General features: G+C 59.8%; 21 protein-coding genes. 14 read left to right on the top strand and 7 right to left on the bottom strand.

Annotated elements, in window-relative coordinates; translation table 11 throughout:
- Window positions 1–237 precede the first annotated feature (237 nt).
- The 7 genes from sufB to BY454_RS00210 all read left to right on the top strand — a co-directional run bounded on the left by sufB (window position 238) and on the right by BY454_RS00210 (window position 6,673).
- Complete coding sequence (sufB, locus tag BY454_RS00180) at window positions 238–1,686, top strand: Fe-S cluster assembly protein SufB (RefSeq protein WP_104414610.1); 1,449 nt, start codon at window positions 238–240, stop codon at window positions 1,684–1,686.
- A gap of 212 nt (window positions 1,687–1,898) precedes the next feature.
- The gene (gene sufC / locus BY454_RS00185) at window positions 1,899–2,663 is read left to right on the top strand and encodes a Fe-S cluster assembly ATPase SufC (protein ID WP_104414611.1); all 765 of its coding nucleotides are present in this window, start codon (window positions 1,899–1,901) and stop codon (window positions 2,661–2,663) included.
- Between the two features lie 14 nt (window positions 2,664–2,677).
- Entirely contained in the window at window positions 2,678–3,964 is a 1,287-nt protein-coding gene (gene sufD / locus BY454_RS00190; protein WP_104414612.1) for a Fe-S cluster assembly protein SufD, read from the top strand.
- A 5-nt stretch (window positions 3,965–3,969) separates the two neighbouring features.
- The gene (locus BY454_RS00195) at window positions 3,970–5,223 is read left to right on the top strand and encodes an aminotransferase class V-fold PLP-dependent enzyme (RefSeq protein ID WP_104414613.1); all 1,254 of its coding nucleotides are present in this window, start codon (window positions 3,970–3,972) and stop codon (window positions 5,221–5,223) included.
- 13 nt (window positions 5,224–5,236) lie between these two features.
- Window positions 5,237–5,596 carry a HesB/IscA family protein gene (locus tag BY454_RS00200; RefSeq protein ID WP_104414614.1) on the top strand — a complete coding sequence of 120 codons (360 nt, stop codon included), beginning with the start codon at window positions 5,237–5,239 and terminating at the stop codon, window positions 5,594–5,596.
- A gap of 24 nt (window positions 5,597–5,620) precedes the next feature.
- The gene (sufT, locus tag BY454_RS00205; RefSeq protein WP_104414615.1) at window positions 5,621–6,163 is read left to right on the top strand and encodes a putative Fe-S cluster assembly protein SufT; all 543 of its coding nucleotides are present in this window, start codon (window positions 5,621–5,623) and stop codon (window positions 6,161–6,163) included.
- A 51-nt stretch (window positions 6,164–6,214) separates the two neighbouring features.
- Entirely contained in the window at window positions 6,215–6,673 is a 459-nt protein-coding gene (locus BY454_RS00210) for a SufE family protein (RefSeq protein ID WP_104414616.1), read from the top strand.
- Here the strand turns inward: BY454_RS00210 and BY454_RS00215 are convergent, their stop codons facing one another.
- Together BY454_RS00215 and BY454_RS00220 are read right to left on the bottom strand one after the other, a co-directional pair.
- The gene (locus BY454_RS00215; RefSeq protein WP_104414617.1) at window positions 6,674–7,879 is read right to left on the bottom strand and encodes a flagella assembly protein FlgT; all 1,206 of its coding nucleotides are present in this window, start codon (window positions 7,877–7,879) and stop codon (window positions 6,674–6,676) included.
- Window positions 7,880–7,909: 30 nt separating this feature from the next.
- Window positions 7,910–8,440 carry an LPP20 family lipoprotein gene (locus tag BY454_RS00220; RefSeq protein ID WP_104414618.1) on the bottom strand — a complete coding sequence of 177 codons (531 nt, stop codon included), beginning with the start codon at window positions 8,438–8,440 and terminating at the stop codon, window positions 7,910–7,912.
- A 202-nt stretch (window positions 8,441–8,642) separates the two neighbouring features.
- On the opposite strand from BY454_RS00220, the gene BY454_RS00225 reads away from it, so the two are divergent.
- From BY454_RS00225 to trmL, 3 genes are read left to right on the top strand one after another with little or no spacing between them, the layout of a single operon-like run.
- The gene (locus BY454_RS00225; RefSeq protein WP_104414619.1) at window positions 8,643–9,755 is read left to right on the top strand and encodes a multifunctional CCA tRNA nucleotidyl transferase/2'3'-cyclic phosphodiesterase/2'nucleotidase/phosphatase; all 1,113 of its coding nucleotides are present in this window, start codon (window positions 8,643–8,645) and stop codon (window positions 9,753–9,755) included.
- 19 nt (window positions 9,756–9,774) lie between these two features.
- Window positions 9,775–10,953 (top strand): acetyl-CoA C-acetyltransferase, encoded by a 1,179-nt coding sequence (locus BY454_RS00230; RefSeq protein WP_104414620.1) that lies wholly within the window; start codon window positions 9,775–9,777, stop codon window positions 10,951–10,953.
- A 4-nt stretch (window positions 10,954–10,957) separates the two neighbouring features.
- Window positions 10,958–11,422: a tRNA (uridine(34)/cytosine(34)/5-carboxymethylaminomethyluridine(34)-2'-O)-methyltransferase TrmL gene (gene trmL, locus BY454_RS00235; protein WP_104414621.1), complete on the top strand. Its 465-nt coding sequence runs from the start codon at window positions 10,958–10,960 to the stop codon at window positions 11,420–11,422.
- 68 nt (window positions 11,423–11,490) lie between these two features.
- Here the strand turns inward: trmL and secB are convergent, their stop codons facing one another.
- On the bottom strand, window positions 11,491–11,988 hold the full coding sequence (gene secB / locus BY454_RS00240) for a protein-export chaperone SecB (RefSeq protein WP_104414622.1): 498 nt from the start codon (window positions 11,986–11,988) through the stop codon (window positions 11,491–11,493).
- Between the two features lie 77 nt (window positions 11,989–12,065).
- Window positions 12,066–12,488 carry a rhodanese-like domain-containing protein gene (locus BY454_RS00245; protein WP_104414623.1) on the bottom strand — a complete coding sequence of 141 codons (423 nt, stop codon included), beginning with the start codon at window positions 12,486–12,488 and terminating at the stop codon, window positions 12,066–12,068.
- Between the two features lie 200 nt (window positions 12,489–12,688).
- On the opposite strand from BY454_RS00245, the gene gpmM reads away from it, so the two are divergent.
- From gpmM to BY454_RS00265, 4 genes are all read left to right on the top strand, one after another.
- Complete coding sequence (gene gpmM / locus BY454_RS00250) at window positions 12,689–14,236, top strand: 2,3-bisphosphoglycerate-independent phosphoglycerate mutase (RefSeq protein ID WP_104414624.1); 1,548 nt, start codon at window positions 12,689–12,691, stop codon at window positions 14,234–14,236.
- A 17-nt stretch (window positions 14,237–14,253) separates the two neighbouring features.
- Window positions 14,254–15,393, top strand: coding sequence for a murein hydrolase activator EnvC family protein (locus BY454_RS00255; RefSeq protein WP_374953531.1), 1,140 nt, complete (start codon window positions 14,254–14,256; stop codon window positions 15,391–15,393).
- A 96-nt stretch (window positions 15,394–15,489) separates the two neighbouring features.
- Window positions 15,490–16,896 (top strand): S41 family peptidase, encoded by a 1,407-nt coding sequence (locus BY454_RS00260; RefSeq protein ID WP_104414626.1) that lies wholly within the window; start codon window positions 15,490–15,492, stop codon window positions 16,894–16,896.
- Window positions 16,893–17,717 carry a divergent polysaccharide deacetylase family protein gene (locus BY454_RS00265; RefSeq protein ID WP_104414627.1) on the top strand — a complete coding sequence of 275 codons (825 nt, stop codon included), beginning with the start codon at window positions 16,893–16,895 and terminating at the stop codon, window positions 17,715–17,717. The genes BY454_RS00260 and BY454_RS00265 overlap by 4 nt, the downstream gene beginning before the upstream one ends.
- Before the next feature lie 58 nt (window positions 17,718–17,775).
- Here BY454_RS00265 and hisF read toward each other — a convergent pair whose 3' ends face one another.
- From hisF to hisH, 3 genes are all read right to left on the bottom strand, one after another.
- The gene (hisF, locus tag BY454_RS00270) at window positions 17,776–18,549 is read right to left on the bottom strand and encodes an imidazole glycerol phosphate synthase subunit HisF (protein ID WP_104414628.1); all 774 of its coding nucleotides are present in this window, start codon (window positions 18,547–18,549) and stop codon (window positions 17,776–17,778) included.
- A 9-nt stretch (window positions 18,550–18,558) separates the two neighbouring features.
- Window positions 18,559–19,296: a 1-(5-phosphoribosyl)-5-[(5-phosphoribosylamino)methylideneamino]imidazole-4-carboxamide isomerase gene (gene hisA, locus BY454_RS00275; RefSeq protein ID WP_104414629.1), complete on the bottom strand. Its 738-nt coding sequence runs from the start codon at window positions 19,294–19,296 to the stop codon at window positions 18,559–18,561.
- Window positions 19,297–19,470: 174 nt separating this feature from the next.
- Window positions 19,471–20,109 (bottom strand): imidazole glycerol phosphate synthase subunit HisH, encoded by a 639-nt coding sequence (hisH, locus tag BY454_RS00280; RefSeq protein ID WP_104414630.1) that lies wholly within the window; start codon window positions 20,107–20,109, stop codon window positions 19,471–19,473.
- Window positions 20,110–20,114 lie beyond the last annotated feature (5 nt).

Here is a 20,114-nt window from a genome sequence, read left to right on the forward strand (position 1 = left end):
CAGGAGCAAAAATCTGCCATGGACGTACTCGCGGGCGTGTTTTGGAAAGGCCTGCCCGCCTGCTCATAGCACAGAGGGGTTAAAATGGGGCTATCACCCTGATTAATGTATACTCAGCGCAAGCCCAATTTAATACCTGACTAATTTACTCTGGTATTGTATAATCACTCGCCAGAATGCACGGGACCGGCCTGACAACGAGCCGGCCCACGATGAGAGAATAACGGAGCAACGATCATGGCGACCACCGACCAAGAGGTGAATGAGCTGATCAAACGGGAATACGAGCACGGATTCGTCACCGACATCGAATCCGACACGTTCGAACCCGGCCTGAATGAAGATGTCATTGCCCGCCTTTCCGGCCTGAAGAAAGAACCGGAATGGATGCTCAAATGGCGCCTGAAAGCCTATCATCGCTGGCTCGAGATGGACGAACCGGATTGGGCGCACGTGGGTTACCCGAAAATCGACTACAACGCGATTTCCTACTACTCCGCCCCCAAGCGCAAGGAAGACATGCCCCAGAGCCTGGATGAAGTCGATCCCGAGCTCCTGAAAACCTACGAAAAGCTGGGCATTCCCCTGCACGAGCGGGAAAAACTGGCCGGCGTTGCGGTAGACGCGGTATTCGACTCCGTCTCCGTGGCCACCACCTTCAAAGAGCCGCTGGCCAAAGCCGGCGTGATCTTCTGCTCCATTTCCGAGGCCATCCGGGACTACCCGGAGCTGGTCCAGAAATACCTGGGCACCGTGGTTCCCCACAGCGACAACTTCTTCGCCGGGCTGAACTCGGCGGTGTTCTCCGACGGCACCTTTGTATACGTGCCCAAGGGCGTGCGCTGCCCGATGGAACTGTCCACCTATTTCCGCATCAACGCGGCCAACACCGGCCAGTTCGAGCGCACCCTGATCATTGCCGACGAAGGCAGTTACGTCAGCTACCTGGAAGGCTGCACTGCGCCCATGCGCGATGAAAACCAGCTGCACGCCGCCGTGGTGGAACTGGTGGCGCTCGACGACGCGCAGATCAAATACTCCACGGTGCAGAACTGGTACCCGGGTGACGAAGAAGGCAAAGGCGGCATCTTCAACTTCGTGACCAAGCGCGGGGCCTGCCAGGGCAAGAACTCAAAGATTTCCTGGACCCAGGTTGAGACCGGTTCCGCCGTCACCTGGAAGTACCCCAGTTGCATCCTGAAGGGTGACAACAGCGTGGGCGAATTCTACTCGGTGGCGCTGACCAACAACTTCCAGCAGGCAGACACCGGCACCAAGATGATTCACCTGGGCAAGAACACCTCCAGCACCATCATCTCCAAGGGCATTTCCGCCGGCCGCAGCTCCAACGCCTACCGGGGCCTGGTCAAGTTCCAGCCCGGCGCGGAAGGCGCGCGTAACTTTACCCAGTGCGATTCGCTGCTGATCGGCGACCGCTGCGGGGCGCACACCTTCCCGTACATCGAGAGCAAGAACAAGTCCGCCATCGTGGAGCACGAGGCCACCACCTCCAAGGTCAGCGACGAGCAGATGTTCCTGTGCCGTCAGCGCGGCATCGACCCGGAGCAGGCCGTATCCATGATCGTGAACGGTTTCTGTAAGGAAGTGTTCAAGGAGCTGCCGATGGAATTCGCCGTAGAGGCTGGCAAGTTGCTTGAAGTGAGCCTCGAAGGGTCGGTGGGTTAACAGGACAGCAAGCACAACAGTATCGCGGAAGCCGTCGGGGTGGCCCTTCCGGGATCGTCAAAATCAGGGATGATTTTGTCGAGCGTACATGGACGTATTCACAGCGTATCCCGGAAGGGCCACCCCGACGGCTGACTCACCCAAGGTCGAGGCCTGTAGTCACAAGGGTGAGCACAAGAATTCAGACGGATAAAACGAGAGAGACGCCACAAATGCTGAGCATCAAAAACCTGCACGCATCCGTTGAGGACAAAGAAATCCTCAAGGGCATCAACCTGGAGATCAAGGCCGGCGAAGTTCACGCCATCATGGGTCCGAACGGCTCCGGCAAGAGTACCCTGTCACAGGTTCTGGCAGGCAACGAAGCATTTGAAGTTACCAGCGGCGAAGTCACCCTGAACGGCGAAAACCTGCTGGACCTGGAAACCGAAGAGCGTGCCCGCGAAGGCATCTTCCTGGCGTTCCAGTACCCGGTGGAAATCCCGGGCGTGAGCAACCTGCAGTTCCTGCGCACCGCCGTGAACGCCATGCGCCAGCACCGTGGCGAAGAAGAGATGAACGCCGCCGAGTTCATGAAGCTCGCCCGCGAAGTCTCCAAGCAGGTGGACCTGGACCCGTCGTTCCTCAAGCGCGGCGTGAACGAAGGCTTCTCCGGCGGCGAGAAGAAGCGTAACGAGATCCTCCAGGCCCTGCTGCTTCAGCCGAAGCTGGCCATCCTGGACGAAACCGACTCCGGCCTGGACATCGACGCCCTGAAAGTCGTGTCCGACGGCGTCAACGCCCTGCGCTCGGAAGATCGCGCCATTTTGATGGTGACCCACTACCAGCGCCTGCTGAACCACATCGTACCGGATTACGTGCACGTGCTGGCCGGCGGCAGGATCATCAAGTCCGGCGGCCGCGAACTGGCGCTGGAACTGGAAGAGAAAGGTTACGGCTGGTTGGGTATCAAAGACGAAGAAGAAGCCAGCAACTGATTGGAGGTCGCGGAATGAAACAAGCACCCACGCTTTCCAGCGCCTTCCTGCACCCGGCCTGTGATCAACTGCCGGAACCCCTGCTGGCGCTGCGCAAACAGCGGGCGAGTACATTGGTGGACATGCCAATGCCGACCCGCAAAACGGAAAACTGGAAATACTCGGCCAAGTACCTGAAGCTGGACGACGAGATGGCCATCTCGCTGCCCAACGAGGGCAAAACTGGCAACAGCCTGGCGGTGCCCGGCTACAAGGTGGTATTCATCAATGGCGTGATGGTGCCCGAGGCCAGCGAGTTTCCGGACATGGACGGCATTGCCATCAAGCGCTTTGGCGACCTCAGCATCGACGAGGCCAGCGCCCTGTCGCTGCAGTTGGGCTCAACACTGGATCCGAAACGCACCCAGTTCGCCCATCTCAACGGCGCCCGCTTTGAAGATGGCCTGCTGATCAGCCTGAAGCCCGGCGCGGTGCTGGACCAGCCGCTGTTTATCATCCACGAGACCTGGGGCGATGCGCCCGGCTCGGCCTATCCGCGTATTTTCGTGGATGCCGGCGCCAACAGCCAGATGACCCTGGTGGAGGAATACATCTCCAGTGGTGATGCCTCCCTGCTGGCCAACACCGTGACCGAGTTCGACCTGGCCCACGGCGCCAACATCACCAGCATTCGCCTGAACATGGAAGGCGAGAACGTGCAGCACATTGGCGCCACCGGCGTGGTGCAGCAGCGCAGCTCCCGCTTTGAAAGCCACTGCGTGGGCTTTGGCGGCCCTCTTCGCCGGCACGACTTGCAGGTGCGCCTGGAAGGCGAAGGTGGCGAGTGCAAGCTCAATGGCGTGGTGGTCACCCAGGGCAAGCAGCATTACGACAACCACACCTGCATTGACCACGTCGCGGCCCACTGCAACAGCGAGGAGACCTACCGCAACATCGCGGCGGACAAGTCCCACGCGGTATTCAACGGCCGGATTCATATCCACCCGGACGCCCAGAAGTCCAACGCGGATATGAACAACAAAAACCTGTTGCTGAACAGTGGCGCGGAAATCGACACCAAGCCGGAACTGGAAATCTACGCGGACGACGTGAAGTGCGCCCATGGCGCCACCATTGGCCAGCTTGACGAGATATCCCTGTTCTACCTGGTTTCCCGGGGCATTGGCCGCCGCCAGGCCAACGTGCTGCTGACCATGGCGTTCATCAACGAACTGGTCGAGCAGATTCCTGTCGAAGCCGTACGTGAAACCGCCCAGATGCGGTTGAATGAATTCTTCGAGCAAACCTTCCAGGAGGCCTGAAGCGAATGAGCGATTTGTCCACGGCAAACACCACCGCAAGCCCGGTGCTTGACGTCGAAGCCATCCGCCGGGACTTCCCGATTCTGTCCCAGGAAATCAACGGCAAGCCGCTGGTGTACCTGGACAACGGCGCTTCCGCCCAGAAGCCCGAGATGGTGCTGGATGCCATGGACCGCTATTACCGGGAGATGCATTCCAACGTGCACCGGGGCGCCCATACCCTCGGTGACCGCGCCACCACCGCCTTCGAAGGTGCCCGGGAAACCGTACGCAGCTTCCTGAACGCCCAGAGCACCCGGGAAATTATCTGGACCCGAGGCACTACCGAGGCCATCAACGTGGTGGCCAACGGCCTGGCGCCGCGGCTTAAGGAAGGCGATGAGATCCTGGTCAGCCACATGGAGCACCACGCCAACATCGTGCCCTGGCAGATGGTGGCGGAGCGCACCGGCGCCAAGGTGATTCCCATCCAGGTCACTCCGGAGGGAGAGCTGGACCTGGAGTCCTTCACCAGTCTGCTGAACGAGCGCACCCGAATTCTGGCCATTACTCACGTCTCCAACGTGCTGGGCACCATCAACCCGGTTCGCTCCGTGATTGAACAGGCCAAGAAACTGGGCGTCCTTACCCTCGTTGATGGCGCCCAGGCGGTACCTCATTTCCGTCCGGACGTGCAGGAGCTGGGCTGCGATTTCTATGCCTTCTCTTCCCACAAACTGTTCGGCCCTACCGGTATTGGCGTGCTCTACGGCCGTGCCGAGCTGCTGGAGGAAATGCCTCCGTACCAGGGTGGCGGCGAGATGATCGAACGGGTGTCGTTCGAGCGCACCACCTGGAACATCCTGCCTTACAAATTCGAAGCCGGCACACCGCCCATCGCCGAAGCCGTGGGCCTGGCTGCGGCCATTGATTACGTGGAAGGTCTGGGCCGCCCGGCCATGGAAGCGGCAGAAAGTGCTCTGCTGCAACGCGCCAACGAACTGGTGGAAACCGTGCCCGGCATGGAAATCATCGGCACCGCCCGACAGAAAGTGCCCGTGATGTCGTTCAAGATTGCCGGCCTTCACGCCAGCGACATTGGCACCCTGCTCGACCAGCAGGGCATTGCCATCCGCACGGGTAACCACTGCGCCATGCCGCTGATGGACTTCTACGGGGTTACCGGCACAGCCAGGGCCTCTTTTGCCGTTTACAATACGCTGGAAGAGGTCGAGAAATTATTCCAGGGCCTGCAAAAAATCCAGCGCCTGCTTACCTGAGGGAGGTGGAAACATGACAGCTGAAGTCTTCACCCCGACCAACGACGTGAACGTGACCATGAGCCCTGCGGCGGTCAAGCACGTCCGCAAACAACTGGACAAGAAACCGGAAGCCAAGGGCATTCGCCTGGCCATCAAGAAAAGCGGCTGCTCCGGCTTCAAGTACGAGACCCAGTGGGTGGAAGAAGCCGCCACTGACGACCGTATTTTCACCATCGACGGCGTGGATGTGTTCGTGAAAGAAGAGCACCTGCCGCTGGTGAACGGAATCGAAATCGACTTTGTCACCGAGGGCGTGAACTCCCTGTTCCGCTTCCACAACCCCAATGCCACGGCCGAATGCGGGTGTGGTGAGAGTTTCACGGTGGCGTAAAGCTTTAAGAAGGGCTGATTGAGTATGCAAGAACGGGAAGTCGTCCTGACCAAGCGCGAAGTGGAGGCACGGCTGGTGCCCTCCGGCACGGAAATCATGATTCCGTCGGACACCTTCGTGACCATCACCCAGTCCCTTGGTGGCACCTTCACTGTCGCGGTGAACGGCAACCTGGCCCGCGTTGAAGGCCATGATGCTGACGCCTTGGGCAAGAAGCCACTGGAGAGCAGCTTCGAGACCCCGGAAGACGGCACCATCAACGAAAACCAGGTCTGGGAAGCCATGCGCAACGCCTACGACCCGGAAATCCCGGTCAACGTGGTGGACCTGGGCCTCATCTACGAGTGCAAGATTGAAAACGGCACCGAGGACGGCAACCACGTTTACATCAAGATGACCCTGACCGCCGCTGGCTGCGGCATGGGCCCGGTAATCACCGAAGACGTGAAGCGCAAGGTGGAGCACGTGCCCAATGTGGACAAGGTCACGGTGGAACTGACCTTTGATCCGCCCTGGAGTAACGATATGCTGACCGACGAAGCAAAGCTCGAACTCGGAATGCTTTAATCCTTTCCCTTCAGGGAAGAGGGACGATTCATCAACCAGTAACGACGACTTATGACCGCCAGCAAAGAGCAGTTTCTGAACAACCCCCTGGGCCAGAAAACCACTCTGGATGAGGTACTTGAGGACTTCGACTTCCTGGACGACTGGGAAGAGCGTTACGCCTACATCATCGACCTGGGCAAGCAACTGCCGGCCTTCCCGGACGATGAGCGCCTTGAGAAGAACTTCGTGCATGGCTGCCAGAGCCAGGTGTGGCTGATCCACCACTACGATGACGAAAGCGGCAAACTGTTCCTGCTGATTGATTCCGACGCCATGATCGTGCGCGGTCTGGCGGCCATCATCCTGGTGGCGCTGAACAACAAGACACCGCGCGAGCTGCTGGCCACCGATATCGACGAGTTGTTCGAGCGGCTCGACCTCTTCCGCCACATCTCACCCACCCGGGGTAACGGCCTGCGGGCCATGGTGGGCAAGATTCGGGATATTGCGGCCGCCGAGGCGGCCTGATCACCAGATGATCGCGATGTCATCGCGCTGGATATTCACCTGCCCGCCAACCGTGGGCAGTTGCCCGTTACTGAAATCCGGGTGCACGTTGTCCAGCGTCACCGATACCCCGGCATCCTGAAGCTCCGGCGTGCTTCCCAGGGCATCGAAATAGCGCCGGCTGCGATACACAGCCAGCTCATCCCCCGGCCGCAAACCAGCGGTCGCACCGGATTCCAGGGTCACCTTACGGCCATCCACCCGGGCAATACGGGTCATGAACGGCTGACACTCCAGAGCGCCGTCTACCTCTTCGGCCATCTGGTCCATGACTTCCGTTACAGCGCTGCCCCATTTGGACTTTTCAAATCCCGCCGAACCAAAACCTCCGCTACCATTACCATCCGGGCTCCAGTCGGCCGACGTGGCAAAGCGGTTCTGATAGATAACCGAACCGCTGAATCCGTCGAATACCATCAGATCCACTTCAAACCGACGGTCATTATCGGAGATGCCAATACCCCGTTGCATGCGATCCACAATGGATGAGCCCCAGGCGCTGGGATCCGCCAGTCCAATGTCCCGTATCACACCAGACACCACAAACTGAGCGCCAAGCTCGCGGGCCACCTGGACAACGTTCGTTAAGCGGTTGCTTGCCAGGTTGCTTTGTGAAGTCGGCGCATCGGGCACGTTGTCAAACAACTGCAAGTGGCTGCTGGCCAACACCTGCAACCGCCCCTGCTCTTGCAAACGGGTCACCAGCGCCTGAGGCAGTTTCTGGCCGGCGTCATCCACCGTCGGGCTACCACCCTGCCCTGAGCCAAGAATAGGGAAGCCCGTCACCGCAACCCGTTTGCGCAATCCCGAGGCCGCACCGGCCTTGCAGGTAGCACTGCCCCCCACATCCTCGGACACTTCAGCCCTGACAATCACCCGTAGCAGATTGCCGCTACGATACTCATCAACCACGGTTGCGTTACGAACCTGTGCCATGGCGGACACTTCGGTGCGAGAGTTCACCAGTTCGCCGTTTTCCATCTCATCCCGGGCACTGACCCTGGCATCGTATTGCAAGGCCAGGTCCCGCATGGCGGCTTTCCTGGCTTCAACACGGGCCTGGTCAATGTTGTCTTCCTGAATGGTGGCATGCCCAACACCTTCGAGCACAACGGCCTCGGCCAGCCCGGAACACACCACCAGAAGCAGACACATCAGATATTTCATAGCTCTCTCACAAGCTGTGCCTTTGGCACATCAATCAAGGTAATACAGTGAATCAGCCGAACGGGCTTCCAGATCGCCCACACGGTCATTGTACTTGGGCACCGGCAGCGGGCAGGTATCAAGCACCTTGTCATCCGCCACACCAGCGGCACACTCCAGAAATTCCGGCTCCAGCTTCAGCTCCATCACGGTTTCAACAACGCCATCGCTGTGCTCGGTCACCGAAATGACTTTGGCGCCGCGCACGTAGCTGTCTACATAGGTCCGAAAACTGTCACTCTGCAATACAAAATCGCTGACGGTGGAGCTTCCGAACACTACGGTGCCGTAAACCCGCTCTGCCAGGTTCCGGTAGGCATCGAGCTGAGACGCGCGTCGAGCCAGCAGCCGCTTACGGGTGTCGGACCGGTCTTCCTCGACGTCCTCATAGGTCCCGTAACCGCTGACCCGCACCGTTACCGGCTCCAGTTCCGGTTTGGCCTGCTCCTCGCTATTCTGGCTGGACGCACAACCAGTGAGAACCACTGCCAGAAACGCAACAAGACTCCAGCGCAACATCATTATTCCTGCTCCAAAATTCATTTTTGATCACCATGAAAAAATCACGCCAACGTCCTCAGGCCCATGATTTACGGAACAATCCATATAACCTTAATCAGCCAGCCATAGCCAGGAAACCGGAAGTGGCAATAATTTGCCTCCCCTGGTGCCAGCCGGGATAATCAGGCGCAGAACCTTAAGCACCACACAGGACACCCCTTGCATGCAAATCTATCTGGTCGGCGGCGCCGTTCGTGACAAACTCCTGGGCCTGGAAGTCAAGGACCACGACTGGGTAGTGGTCGGGGCCACCCCTGACGAGATGCTGGCACGGGGTTTCAAACAGGTGGGTGCCGACTTCCCCGTGTTCCTGCATCCGAAGACCAACGAGGAATACGCCCTCGCCCGCACCGAGCGCAAGGAAGGCCAGGGTTATCATGGCTTTAGCGTTTATAGTGCTCCGGATGTCACCCTGGAGGACGATCTCAAGCGCCGGGATCTTACCATCAATGCTATGGCCGAAGACGATAATGGCGAACTGGTGGACCCGTTCAACGGCCATGAAGATCTGGAAAACCGGACCCTTCGACACGTGTCCGAGGCGTTTTGCGAAGACCCCTTGCGCATCCTTCGCACCGCCCGCTTCGCCGCCCGGCTGGCGCCCAAGGGCTTTACCGTGTGCCCGGAAACCCACGCCCTGATGCAACGGATGGTCAGCGAGGGTGAACTGGAGCACCTGGCGCCGGAGCGGGTATGGCAGGAAATCCAGCGTGCCCTGCACGAACGGGCACCCACGGTGTTCTTTGAACTGCTTCAGGAGCTGGGGGCACTGGCCCCGCTTATCCCGGAGCTGTCGGCACCAGAGCCCCTGGCAACCGGGCTCAAGGCCCTGGCCTGTATCGACGACCGCGCTGGCACCACCGACCAGCGCTTCGCCGCCCTGCTCTCGGCCCTGCCTGAAACCGCTGCCGAACAGCGTGCCAGCGCCATGAAGGCCCCCAACAATTGCCGGGACATGGCCCGACTGGCCAGCCATTTCACTGAAAACCTGGAGAACGCTGGCAGCGAAGGGCTCACTGCTAAACAGATCATGGCGCTATTGAACCAGGCCGACGTGTGGCGCAAGCCCGAGCGCTTCGAATTGCTGCTACAGACCCTGGCCTGCACAACCTCCCAGGCCCAACGGCCAGCCATCGATCAACTGCGTGCGGCGGTCAACGCCGCCAGCGGTGTTTCAGCAAAAGATTTGATGGCGCAGGGCTACAAGGGTAAAACACTGGGTGAAGCTATTCACCGAGAAAGGCTGACGCAGATAACGCAAGCTTTGAACCACTGACAATAATAAGGAGCACCCCATGCGCGACATCGTAATTGTGGCCGCCAAGCGAACTGCCATCGGCAGTTTTGGCGGCGGCCTGTCCAGCCTTCAGGCCGACCAGCTTGGTTCCACCGTAATCCAGGCATTGCTGGAGGAAACCGGCGTTGCCGGAGACCAGGTCAACGAAGTGATCCTGGGCCAGGTCCTCACCGCCGGTTGCGGCCAGAACCCGGCTCGCCAGGCCTCCATTAACGCCGGCCTGCCCTCCTCGGTACCCGCTATGACCATCAACAAGGTCTGCGGCTCCGGCCTGAAAGCCATACACATGGCCGCCCAGGCCATTCAGTGCGGGGATGCCGACCTGATCATTGCCGGCGGCCAGGAAAGCATGAGCCAGGCGCCACACGTCCTGCCCAACAGCCGGACCGGCCAGCGCCTGGGCAACTGGACGATGATCGACACCATGGTGCACGACGGCCTGTGGGACGCCTTCAAGGATTACCACATGGGCATCACGGCGGAAAACATCGTGGAAAAGTATGGCATTAGCCGCGACGAACAGGATGCCTTCGCCGCAGCCTCCCAGCAGAAAGCCGCAGCCGCCCAGCAGGCCGGCCATTTTGACAGCCAAATTGTTCCGGTGAGCGTGCCCCAACGCAAAGGCGACCCAGTGATCATCGACAAGGATGAAGGCCCTAAGGCGGGCACCACCGCCGAAGGGCTTGGCAAACTGCGCCCGGCCTTCAAGAAGGACGGCACCGTAACCCCCGGCAACGCCTCGTCCCTGAATGATGGCGCGGCTGCGGTCATGGTGTGCAGCGCCGAGAAAGCAGAGGCCCTGGGCCTAACGCCGCTGGCCACCATCAAGGCCTACGCCAACGCCGGCGTGGACCCCGCGATCATGGGTACCGGCCCAACCCCGGCCACCCGCAACTGTCTTGAACGCGCGGGCTGGACCGTGAACGATCTGGAACTGGTGGAAGCCAACGAAGCCTTCGCGGCCCAGGCCATCTCCGTGAACCGGGAACTGGGCTGGGACACTGATCGGGTCAACGTGAACGGCGGGGCCATCGCCCTGGGCCACCCCATCGGCGCCTCCGGCTGTCGTGTCCTGGTGACACTGCTGCACGAAATGATGCGCCGGGATGCCCATAAGGGCCTGGCCACCCTGTGCATTGGCGGTGGCATGGGCGTCGCCCTGGCCCTGGAGCGTTGAACCGGTGCTGAACGTTGTACTCTATGAGCCGGAGATACCGCCCAATACCGGCAACATTATTCGCCTGTGCGCCAACACCGGCTGCCAGCTGCATTTGATTGAACCCCTGGGCTTTTCCCTGGAGGACAAACAGATGCGGCGGGCCGGTCTGGACTACAGCGAATACGCCACGGTAAAGATCCATCCGGATTACCAGAGCTTCCTGGAGGCCGAGCAGCCGGCACGCCTGTTCGGGCTCACCACCAAAGGCTCACGGCATTACCACGAAGTGGCCTTTCAGGACGGCGACTACCTGATGTTCGGCCCGGAAACCCGCGGTCTGCCTCCGGAAGTGCGGGAGACCCTGCCCCCGGAGCATCGGCTGCGGGTACCCATGCAGCCCCAAAGCCGAAGCCTGAACCTGTCCAACACGGCGGCACTGGTGGTCTATGAGGCCTGGCGGCAATTGGATTTTCCCGGCGCTGTCTGAGACTTCTCCAGGCATAAAAAAACCGGCTCAAGGCCGGTTTTTTTTATTGGGAGCAGAAGCTTAACGAATCAGTGAGTCTGCTCGCCCTTGCTCTCTTCAGCCGCCTGCTCCTGCTTGCGCTTCACAGCCTGAGCATAAATGGCGTCAAAGTTCACCGGCGCCAGCATCAGGGCCGGGAAGCTGCCTTTATTCACGATGCCATCAATGGCTTCGCGGGCATAGGGAAACAGCACCTGCGGGCAGTAGGCACCCAGCATGTGCCCCAGCTGCGCGCCTTCAACACCGGAAACCATGAACACACCAGCCTGCTGAATCTCAACAAGATACGCCACCTTGTCGTCAATCTTGGTGGTCACGGTCAGCGACAACACCACTTCATACTGGTTGTCACCGATCTTGTTGTGAGAAGTGTTCAGGTCCAGGCTGACCTGTGGCTTCCACTGCTGCTGAAACACAGCCGGTGAATTCGGCGACTCAAACGACAGGTCCTTCACATAGATGCGCTGAAGGGCGAACTGTGCCTGGGGTTTCTCTTCGTTGCCTGCGGCTTGCTGATTCTCAGCCATAATCAATCCTTTCTATTCTGATGCTGTTGTTGAAAGCCTTTACATTGCGGCAGATCCGCAACCGGATCAAGTCCGCTTTATTTTTTCACCAGCGGCATGTTGGAGCCCTGCCAGTCCGCAATACCGCCATTCAGGCGCTCAACGTTCTCGAAACCCTCAGCATTCAGCTGCTTGACCGCCATCGCGGCGTGCTGTCCCATCTTGTCCACCACCACGATTCGCACATCCTGATCCTTGAACTTACTCAGTTCATTGATGCGGCTTTTAAGGCCGCTCAGTGGCATATGGATGGAGCCGGAGATATGCCCTTCGGCGAAATCTTTGCGATCACGGATATCCACAATCACGGCCTTGTCCTGATTCATCAGGCTCACCAGCCCCTGTGAGGAAACCTTCGCGCCACCCCGACGGGACTCCACGATGAAGATCGCGATCAGAAACGCAACGAACAGTGAGGCCAGAATGTAGTGATTGACAACGAATTCAAACAAGCGGTCCATGAAACTACCCTGAAAATTGGTTTGGCCGGATTATACACACCCACACCCGGTCAAAGAAGGCAGGAGCGGCCCCGACCATAGCTGGAATGCATGATCGTCATTTGAACGCCAGCACTCCCGCACATGGCCTGCACAAATGAAAACAGTTACAATCTGAAGCCCATTTGATCCTGTTATAACGCAACCAACCGGACACAACCATGACCGAGACGCGCAAGCCCACTGCACTGATCATTCTCGATGGCTGGGGCCACCGTGACCCGGCGGACGACAACGCCATTTCCAATGCCCGGACCCCGTTCTGGGACAAGCTCTGGCAGAATCAGCCGAAAACCCTGATCAACACCTCCGGCATGTTTGTCGGCCTGCCACAGGGGCAAATGGGCAACTCTGAAGTTGGCCACATGAACCTTGGCGCCGGCCGGGTGGTCTACCAGAGCCTGACGCGTATCGATAAAGACCTGGAAGACGGCGATTTCCAGAAAAACGAAGCCCTGTGTTCTGCTATCGATAAGGCAGCGGGCAACGGCAAGGCCGTCCACATCATGGGTCTGCTTTCTCCAGGTGGCGTACACAGCCACGAAAACCACATTCTGGCAGCAGCCGAGCTGGCGGCTGCACGTGGTGCGAAGGAAGTTTACATCCACGCCTTCCTGGATGGCCGCGACATGCCACCGCGTAGTGCCAGGCCCTCGCTGGAAAAAGCGTCCGCGAAAATGAAAAGCCTCGGCGTTGGCCGCGTAGCCACCATTGTCGGCCGGTATTTCGCCATGGACCGTGATAACCGTTGGGATCGGGTTGAAACCGCCTACAACGCCATGACCCTGGGCGAAGCCGAATTCACCTACAGCGACCCGCTGACCGCTCTGGACGAAGCCTACGAGCGGGGTGAGAACGACGAGTTCGTCACCGCTACCCACATTCGCGCCGAGGGCGAGCCGGAAGGCACCATCAACGATGGCGATGCCGTGCTGTTCATGAATTTCCGCGCCGACCGTGCCCGGGAAATGACCCGCACCTTCGTGGAGCCGGACTTTGACGGTTTCGAACGCCGGAAGCACCCCAAGCTGGCCGATTTCGTGATGCTTACCGAGTACGCCGCCGACATCAAAACGTCCTGCGCCTACCCGCCCGAGCAGCTGACCAACGGCCTGGGCGAATACATGGCCAAGCAGGGCAAGACCCAGCTGCGCATTGCCGAAACCGAGAAGTACGCCCACGTCACCTTCTTCTTCAACGGCGGCCTGGAAACTCCATTCGAAGGCGAAGACCGCATCCTGGTGCCCTCCCCGAAAGTGGCCACCTATGACCTGCAGCCGGAAATGAGCGCGCCGGAAGTGACCGACAAGCTGGTGGAAGCGATCAAGAGCGGCAAATACGACCTGATCGTCTGCAACTATGCCAACGGCGACATGGTGGGCCATACCGGCAGCCTGGAGGCCGCCATCAAAGCCGCCGAGTGCCTGGACCATTGCGTGCAGCGTGTAGTGGAAGCGCTGGACGAAGTCGGCGGCGAATCCCTGATCACCGCCGATCACGGCAACTGCGAGCAGATGACCGACCCCAACTCCGGCCAGTTGCACACCTCCCACACGATCGGCCCCGTGCCCCTGGTGTACACCGGCCACCGCCAACTCAAACTCAAGGACGACGGCAGCCTGAGCGACATCGCCCCCACGCTGCTCAGCCTCATGGGCATGGAGCAGCCACCGGAAATGACCGGGCACTCCCTGGCAGATCTCGACTGATCCGGCACCGGGCGGATATCTTGAAGGTTATCCTGACGCTGACACTGGCCCTCCTCGCGGGGGCCGGGGTTGCCCATGCGCAGCAGAACGTGACCCCGGCCCAGATCGAAGAACTGAAGGAACAGATCGCCGAGGTCGACCAGTGGCTCGCCGAGGCCGAGGAGGACCGCTCCGCCCTGGAGCAACAACTGGCCGAGGCCGAACGCCGGATCAGCACCCTCACCCGGGAGCGTCGCGAACTACGGCAGCAGGCCAAGGCACAACAGAAGAAACTGGCCGAACTCCGCAGCCAGGAGCGAACCCTGGCCGAATCCCTGCAGGCCCAGCGCAAGGGCCTGGAGAAACAGATTCGCGCCGCCTGGATGGAAGGCGACGTGCCAGCCCTGAAAGTCCTGCTTAACGAAGCCGAGCCGGGCGACATTGCCCGCACCATGACCTACTACGAATACCTCAGCCGAGACACCGTTAAACGCCTGGAAGCCTTCCGCAAGGACTTACAGGCACTGCAGACGGCGAAGGCCCAGGTGCAAGCCACCCAGACCCGACTGGCCAAAACCCAGGCCGACCTGGAAGAACGCCAGGAAGCCTTGACCGAAACCCGCAAAAAACGGGAACGGACCCTGGCGGCGCTCAACAACGACATCCAGCATCGCCGCAACGAGCGGGAAGATCTGGCAGCAGACCGGGACCGGCTCGAAAAACTGCTCAAGGAAGTACAGGCCGCCATTGCCAGCATCCCCGCGCCGAACGAACAGCAACCGTTCCAGTCTCTTCGAAACCGACTGCCCTGGCCCGCCGAGGGCGAGGTGGTCACCCATTTCGGTAGCCAGTACGCCGATGGCAAGCTCCGGCGCAGCGGCATCATCCTGAACACGAACGAGGAAGCCGATGTAAGAGCCGTCCACTATGGCCGAGTGGTGTTCGCCAACTGGTTACGCGGCTTTGGGCTGATGACCATCATCGACCACGGCGACGGCTACATGACCCTCTACGGCCACAGTAGCAGCCTGTTCACTGCTGCCGGCGACTGGGTCAATGCCGGCGAGACCATCGCCCAGGCCGGCCGGACTGGCGGCACCCAGGACCCGGCGGTGTATTTTGAGGTTCGCAAGAACGGTAAGGCCGTTAACCCCCGCGATTGGCTGGGCAAACACTAAGGTCCCTTTCCAAGGGCTGACAAACCCGCCGGTGGACGCCATACTGTGATGATCACAAACCCGGTCCAACTATCGGAAAGCAAACAGGATACGCGAATGAAACTGGCCAGCTGTCGTCTTCGGATACCGTCACTGCCTTGCCTTGCCCTGGCTACCTCAGTTCTCACCCTGTCCGGACCGGCCCAGGCCCAGGATCATGCCCAGCAGACCCAGCAGATACTGGATGGTATCCAGTCGGGAGAACAAACCGACATCCAGTTGCCTGACCCTGAGCAGCAACTGCCCCTGGAAGACCTTCGCAAATTCACCGAAGTATTCAGTCGTATCAAGGACGCTTACGTCGAAGACGTATCGGACACCAAGCTTCTGGAAAGCGCCATCAAAGGGATGCTCTCCGAGCTGGACCCTCACTCAACCTATCTGACCCCTGACGACTATAAAGAGCTGGAGGAAAGCACCTCCGGCAAGTTTGGTGGTCTGGGCATCGAAGTGGGCATGGAAGACGGCTTCGTAAAAGTTATCGCGCCTATCGACGGCACCCCTGCCGACAAGGCCGGCGTGCAGGCCGGCGACCTGATCATCAAACTGAACGACCAACCGGTCAAAGGCATGTCGCTGGAAGAAGCCGTGAACATCATGCGCGGCGAACCTGGCTCGGTACTGACTCTCACGATCATGCGCGAAGGGGAAAGCGCGCCGATTGAAATTGACGTAACCCGCGACATCATCGAAGTTACCAGCATTAAATCCCGAATGCTCGATAATGGCTACGGTTATGTTCGCATTACCCAGTTCCAGGCTGACACCGGCAAGCAATTCGTCGACGCGTTGCAGAAACTCGAAGACAAGCACGGCAACGACCTGGACGGCCTGGTCATCGACCTGCGAAATAACCCCGGCGGCGTACTCCAGTCCGCGGTGGAAACCGCCGATGCCCTGCTGAACGAAGGACTGATCGTATACACCGAAGGCCGGATTCAAAGCTCCCGCCTGCGCTTCACCGCCAAGTCCGGCGATGTCATGGCGGACACCCCAATTGTGGTGCTGATCAATGGCGGCTCGGCCTCCGCCTCGGAAATCCTCGCTGGCGCCCTCCAGGATCATCAGCGAGCCGTGATCATGGGCACCCAGTCTTTCGGCAAGGGCAGCGTACAAACCGTCATCCCGCTTGATGAAAACCATGCCATCAAGATGACCACTGCTCGTTACTACACGCCGGATGGCCGCTCCATTCAGGCTGAGGGCATCGAGCCAGACATCGAAGTAAAACCGGCGGAGCTGACCGAGCTCAATAGCCGTCCGTTCTTCTCCGAAGCAGACCTGAAAGGGCACCTGGCCGGCGAGAATGAAGAGAACGCCGCCCAGGAACCTGATCCAGCAGATCAGGCCAAATCGTCTCCCGTGGATGGCGACTTTCAATTGCGTTCGGCACTTAACCTGCTAAAGGGCCTGCATATTCTTGGCCCTAAAAACGCTGCCGATCCGAAGACTGGCAACCCATGAGGGTGATCGGGGCAATTCTCTCGGGGCTGGCTTTGTTGCTGCCCCCCTGCCTGGCAACCGCTGAGGAAGGCAGCACCTCCTATCCGCCAACCATTGCCATCATCATCGATGACATGGGGTACAACCTCCAGGAAGGGAAACGCCTGGCACGAATGGACCAGCCACTGAGCCTGTCTTTCCTGCCCTTCCGCCGGCACACCGTGCCCCTGGCACAGCTTGCCTTCCGGCATCACAAAGAGATTATGCTGCACGCCCCCATGGCGAACACCCGGGACATCGGTCTGGGCGCCGGGGGCCTGACGCCGGATATGGACGAGATCACGGTGGCGAGAACGCTGCGGCGCTCGCTACAGGCAATCCCGCATGTTAGTGGCGTCAACAACCACATGGGCAGCCTGCTCACGCAACAGATGCTCCCCATGTCCTGGGTGATGCGCGAACTGTATCGTTACCCTCTCTACTTCGTGGATAGCCGCACCATCGCCAACTCCGTCGCCGGCCAGGTCGCTGCCGCCTATAACGTGCCCACGCTGACCCGGGACGTGTTTCTTGACCACGAACAGACGGAAGAATTCGTCGACCAGCAGTTCAAGCTGCTCATCCAGAAGGCCAAAGAGAACGGCACGGCCGTTGGCATTGGTCACCCGCACAAGGTAACCGTGGACTACCTGGAAAAGCACCTGCCGGAATTGGATAAGCAAGGCATCGCCATTGCCACCGTCAGCGGCCTGTGGGCCATGCGCAACGGCAACCTGGAAATGTTTGCGGAAGGGGAAAAGCATCCGGTGACGCCGATGGTGGCGCGAAGTAAAGAAGACTAGGCCGGACATTCCCTCTCCCCTCGCGGGAGAGGGGCTTACGTAGTTTCAAGCTATCGTTTTAGTCCCGAACCTCGATACCCTGCTCTTTCATGAAGGCCTTGGCCTCGGGAATCGTATGCTGGCCAAAGTGGAAGATCGAAGCCGCCAGCACCGCATCGGCACCGCCTTTAGTCACCCCATCGGCCAGGTGCTGAAGCTCACCCACACCGCCGGAGGCAATTACCGGCACAGACACCGCATCGCTGATGGCGCGGGTCAGTTCGATGTCGAAGCCTACCTTGGTACCGTCGCGGTCCATACTGGTCAGCAGCAACTCACCAGCTCCCAGGTCCACCATTTTCCGAGCCCACTCAATAGCATCCAGGCCGGTAGGCTTACGCCCGCCGTGGGTGAAGATTTCCCAGCGCGGCTCTTCACCCTCGCCACTGACGCGCTTGGCATCAATGGCCACCACGATGCACTGGCGGCCAAACCGCTCGGCCGCTTCTTTCACGAAATCCGGGTTGAAGACCGCGGCGGTGTTGATGGAGACCTTATCGGCGCCGGCGTTCAATAGCTTGCGGATGTCGTCCACCGTGCGCACACCACCACCCACGGTCAGCGGGATGAATACCTCGGCGGCCATGCGCTCAACGGTCTCGTACGTGGTGTCCCGGCTCTCGTGACTGGCAGTGATGTCCAGGAAGGTGATTTCGTCAGCGCCCTGCTCATTGTAGCGGCGCGCGACTTCCACCGGATCACCGGCATCGCGGATATCGACGAAGTTCACGCCTTTCACCACGCGGCCCTTGTCCACGTCCAGGCAGGGAATAATGCGTTTTGCCAATGCCATGATGCTTCCTCAGCTTTTCAGCGTGTCGCAGTAGGCCTGAGCTTCGCTCACATCCAGGGTGCCTTCGTAGATGGCGCGGCCGGTGATGGCGCCCTGCACGCCCTTGTCGGCCACGGTGGCCAGACGCTTGAGGTCGTCCATGTTGGTCACGCCGCCGGAGGCGATCACCGGGATGCCACCCTCTTCGGCCAGCTTGGCGGTGGCTTCCACGTTCACGCCCTGCATCATGCCGTCGCGGCTAATGTCTGTGTAGACGATGGCTTCCACGCCGTCGTTGGCGAAGCGTTTGGCCAAGTCGACGGCTTTGACTTCGGATACTTCCGCCCAGCCGTCAGTGGCCACCAGGCCGTCTTTGGCATCCAGGCCAACGATGATGTGGCCGGGGAAGCGCTTGCACATTTCGGTGACAAACTCGGGCTCTTTGACGGCTTTGGTGCCGATGATGACCCACTGTACGCCGGCCTTCAGGTAAGCTTCGATGGTCTCGGCGGAGCGAATGCCGCCACCGATCTGAATCGGCAGGTCCGGGTACTTGGTGGCGATTTCCTTGACGATTTCACCGTTCACCGGCTCACCGGCAAAGGCGCCGTTCAGGTCCACCAGGTGCAGGCGGCGGGCGCCGGCTTCCACCCATTTGGTGGCCATGTCCACCGGGTTGTCGCCGAATACGGTGGAGTCGTCCATGCGGCCCTGGCGCAGCCTTACGCACTTGCCGTCTTTGAGATCAATTGCTGGGATGATGAGCATGTTGTTTTCCTATCAGAAAGTCAGGCAAATAAATTTGCGCCCGCACTCTGGAGCAGGAAGGCCTTTCAGGGACACGCTGTGAATACATCCCTGTAAGCTTGACTGCAGCATCCATGCTGCAGACAGTCCCTGAAAGGCCTTCCTGCCCCAGAGCGCTACCATGTGCTTGCCTGCTTACTTTCCATTCCAGTTCGTGAAATTTTCCAGCAGCTGCAAACCCGCCCGGGCGCTTTTTTCCGGGTGGAATTGCGCTGCGAATATGTTGTCTTTTGCCACGGCGGCAGCCAGATCCACGCCATAGTGGGTGCGGCCGGCCATGTCCGGATTGCCGGCGGCCTCGGCGTAGTAGCTGTGTACAAAGTAAAACCGGTCGCCGTCCGGGATGTTGTGCCACAGTGGGTGATCCATGCTGTGCCAGACTTCGTTCCACCCCATGTGCGGGACTTTCAGGCGTTCGCCGTTCTCTGTGAGGTTGTCGCCGAAGTAGCGCACCTCGGAGGGGAACAGGCCAATGCCCTCCACACCGTCGTTTTCCTCGCTGCGGGCCATCAGTGCCTGCATGCCTACACAGATGCCGAGAAACGGGCGGTCCCGGGACACTTCTTTCACCAGCTCAACCACACCCAAGCGGTGCATTTCGGCCATGCAGTCCCGGATGGCGCCAACGCCGGGAAGGATCACCCGGTCGGCTTCGCGGATTTTGGCGGCATCGCCGGTCACCAGCACGGAGCAGTTCGGGGCCACGTGCTCCACGGCTTTCTTCGCCGAGTGCAGGTTGCCCATGCCGTAGTCAATAATGGCAACGGTGTTCATGGTAA

This window comes from Marinobacter persicus (assembly GCF_002934325.1).
GTDB classification, from domain to species: domain Bacteria; phylum Pseudomonadota; class Gammaproteobacteria; order Pseudomonadales; family Oleiphilaceae; genus Marinobacter; species Marinobacter persicus_A.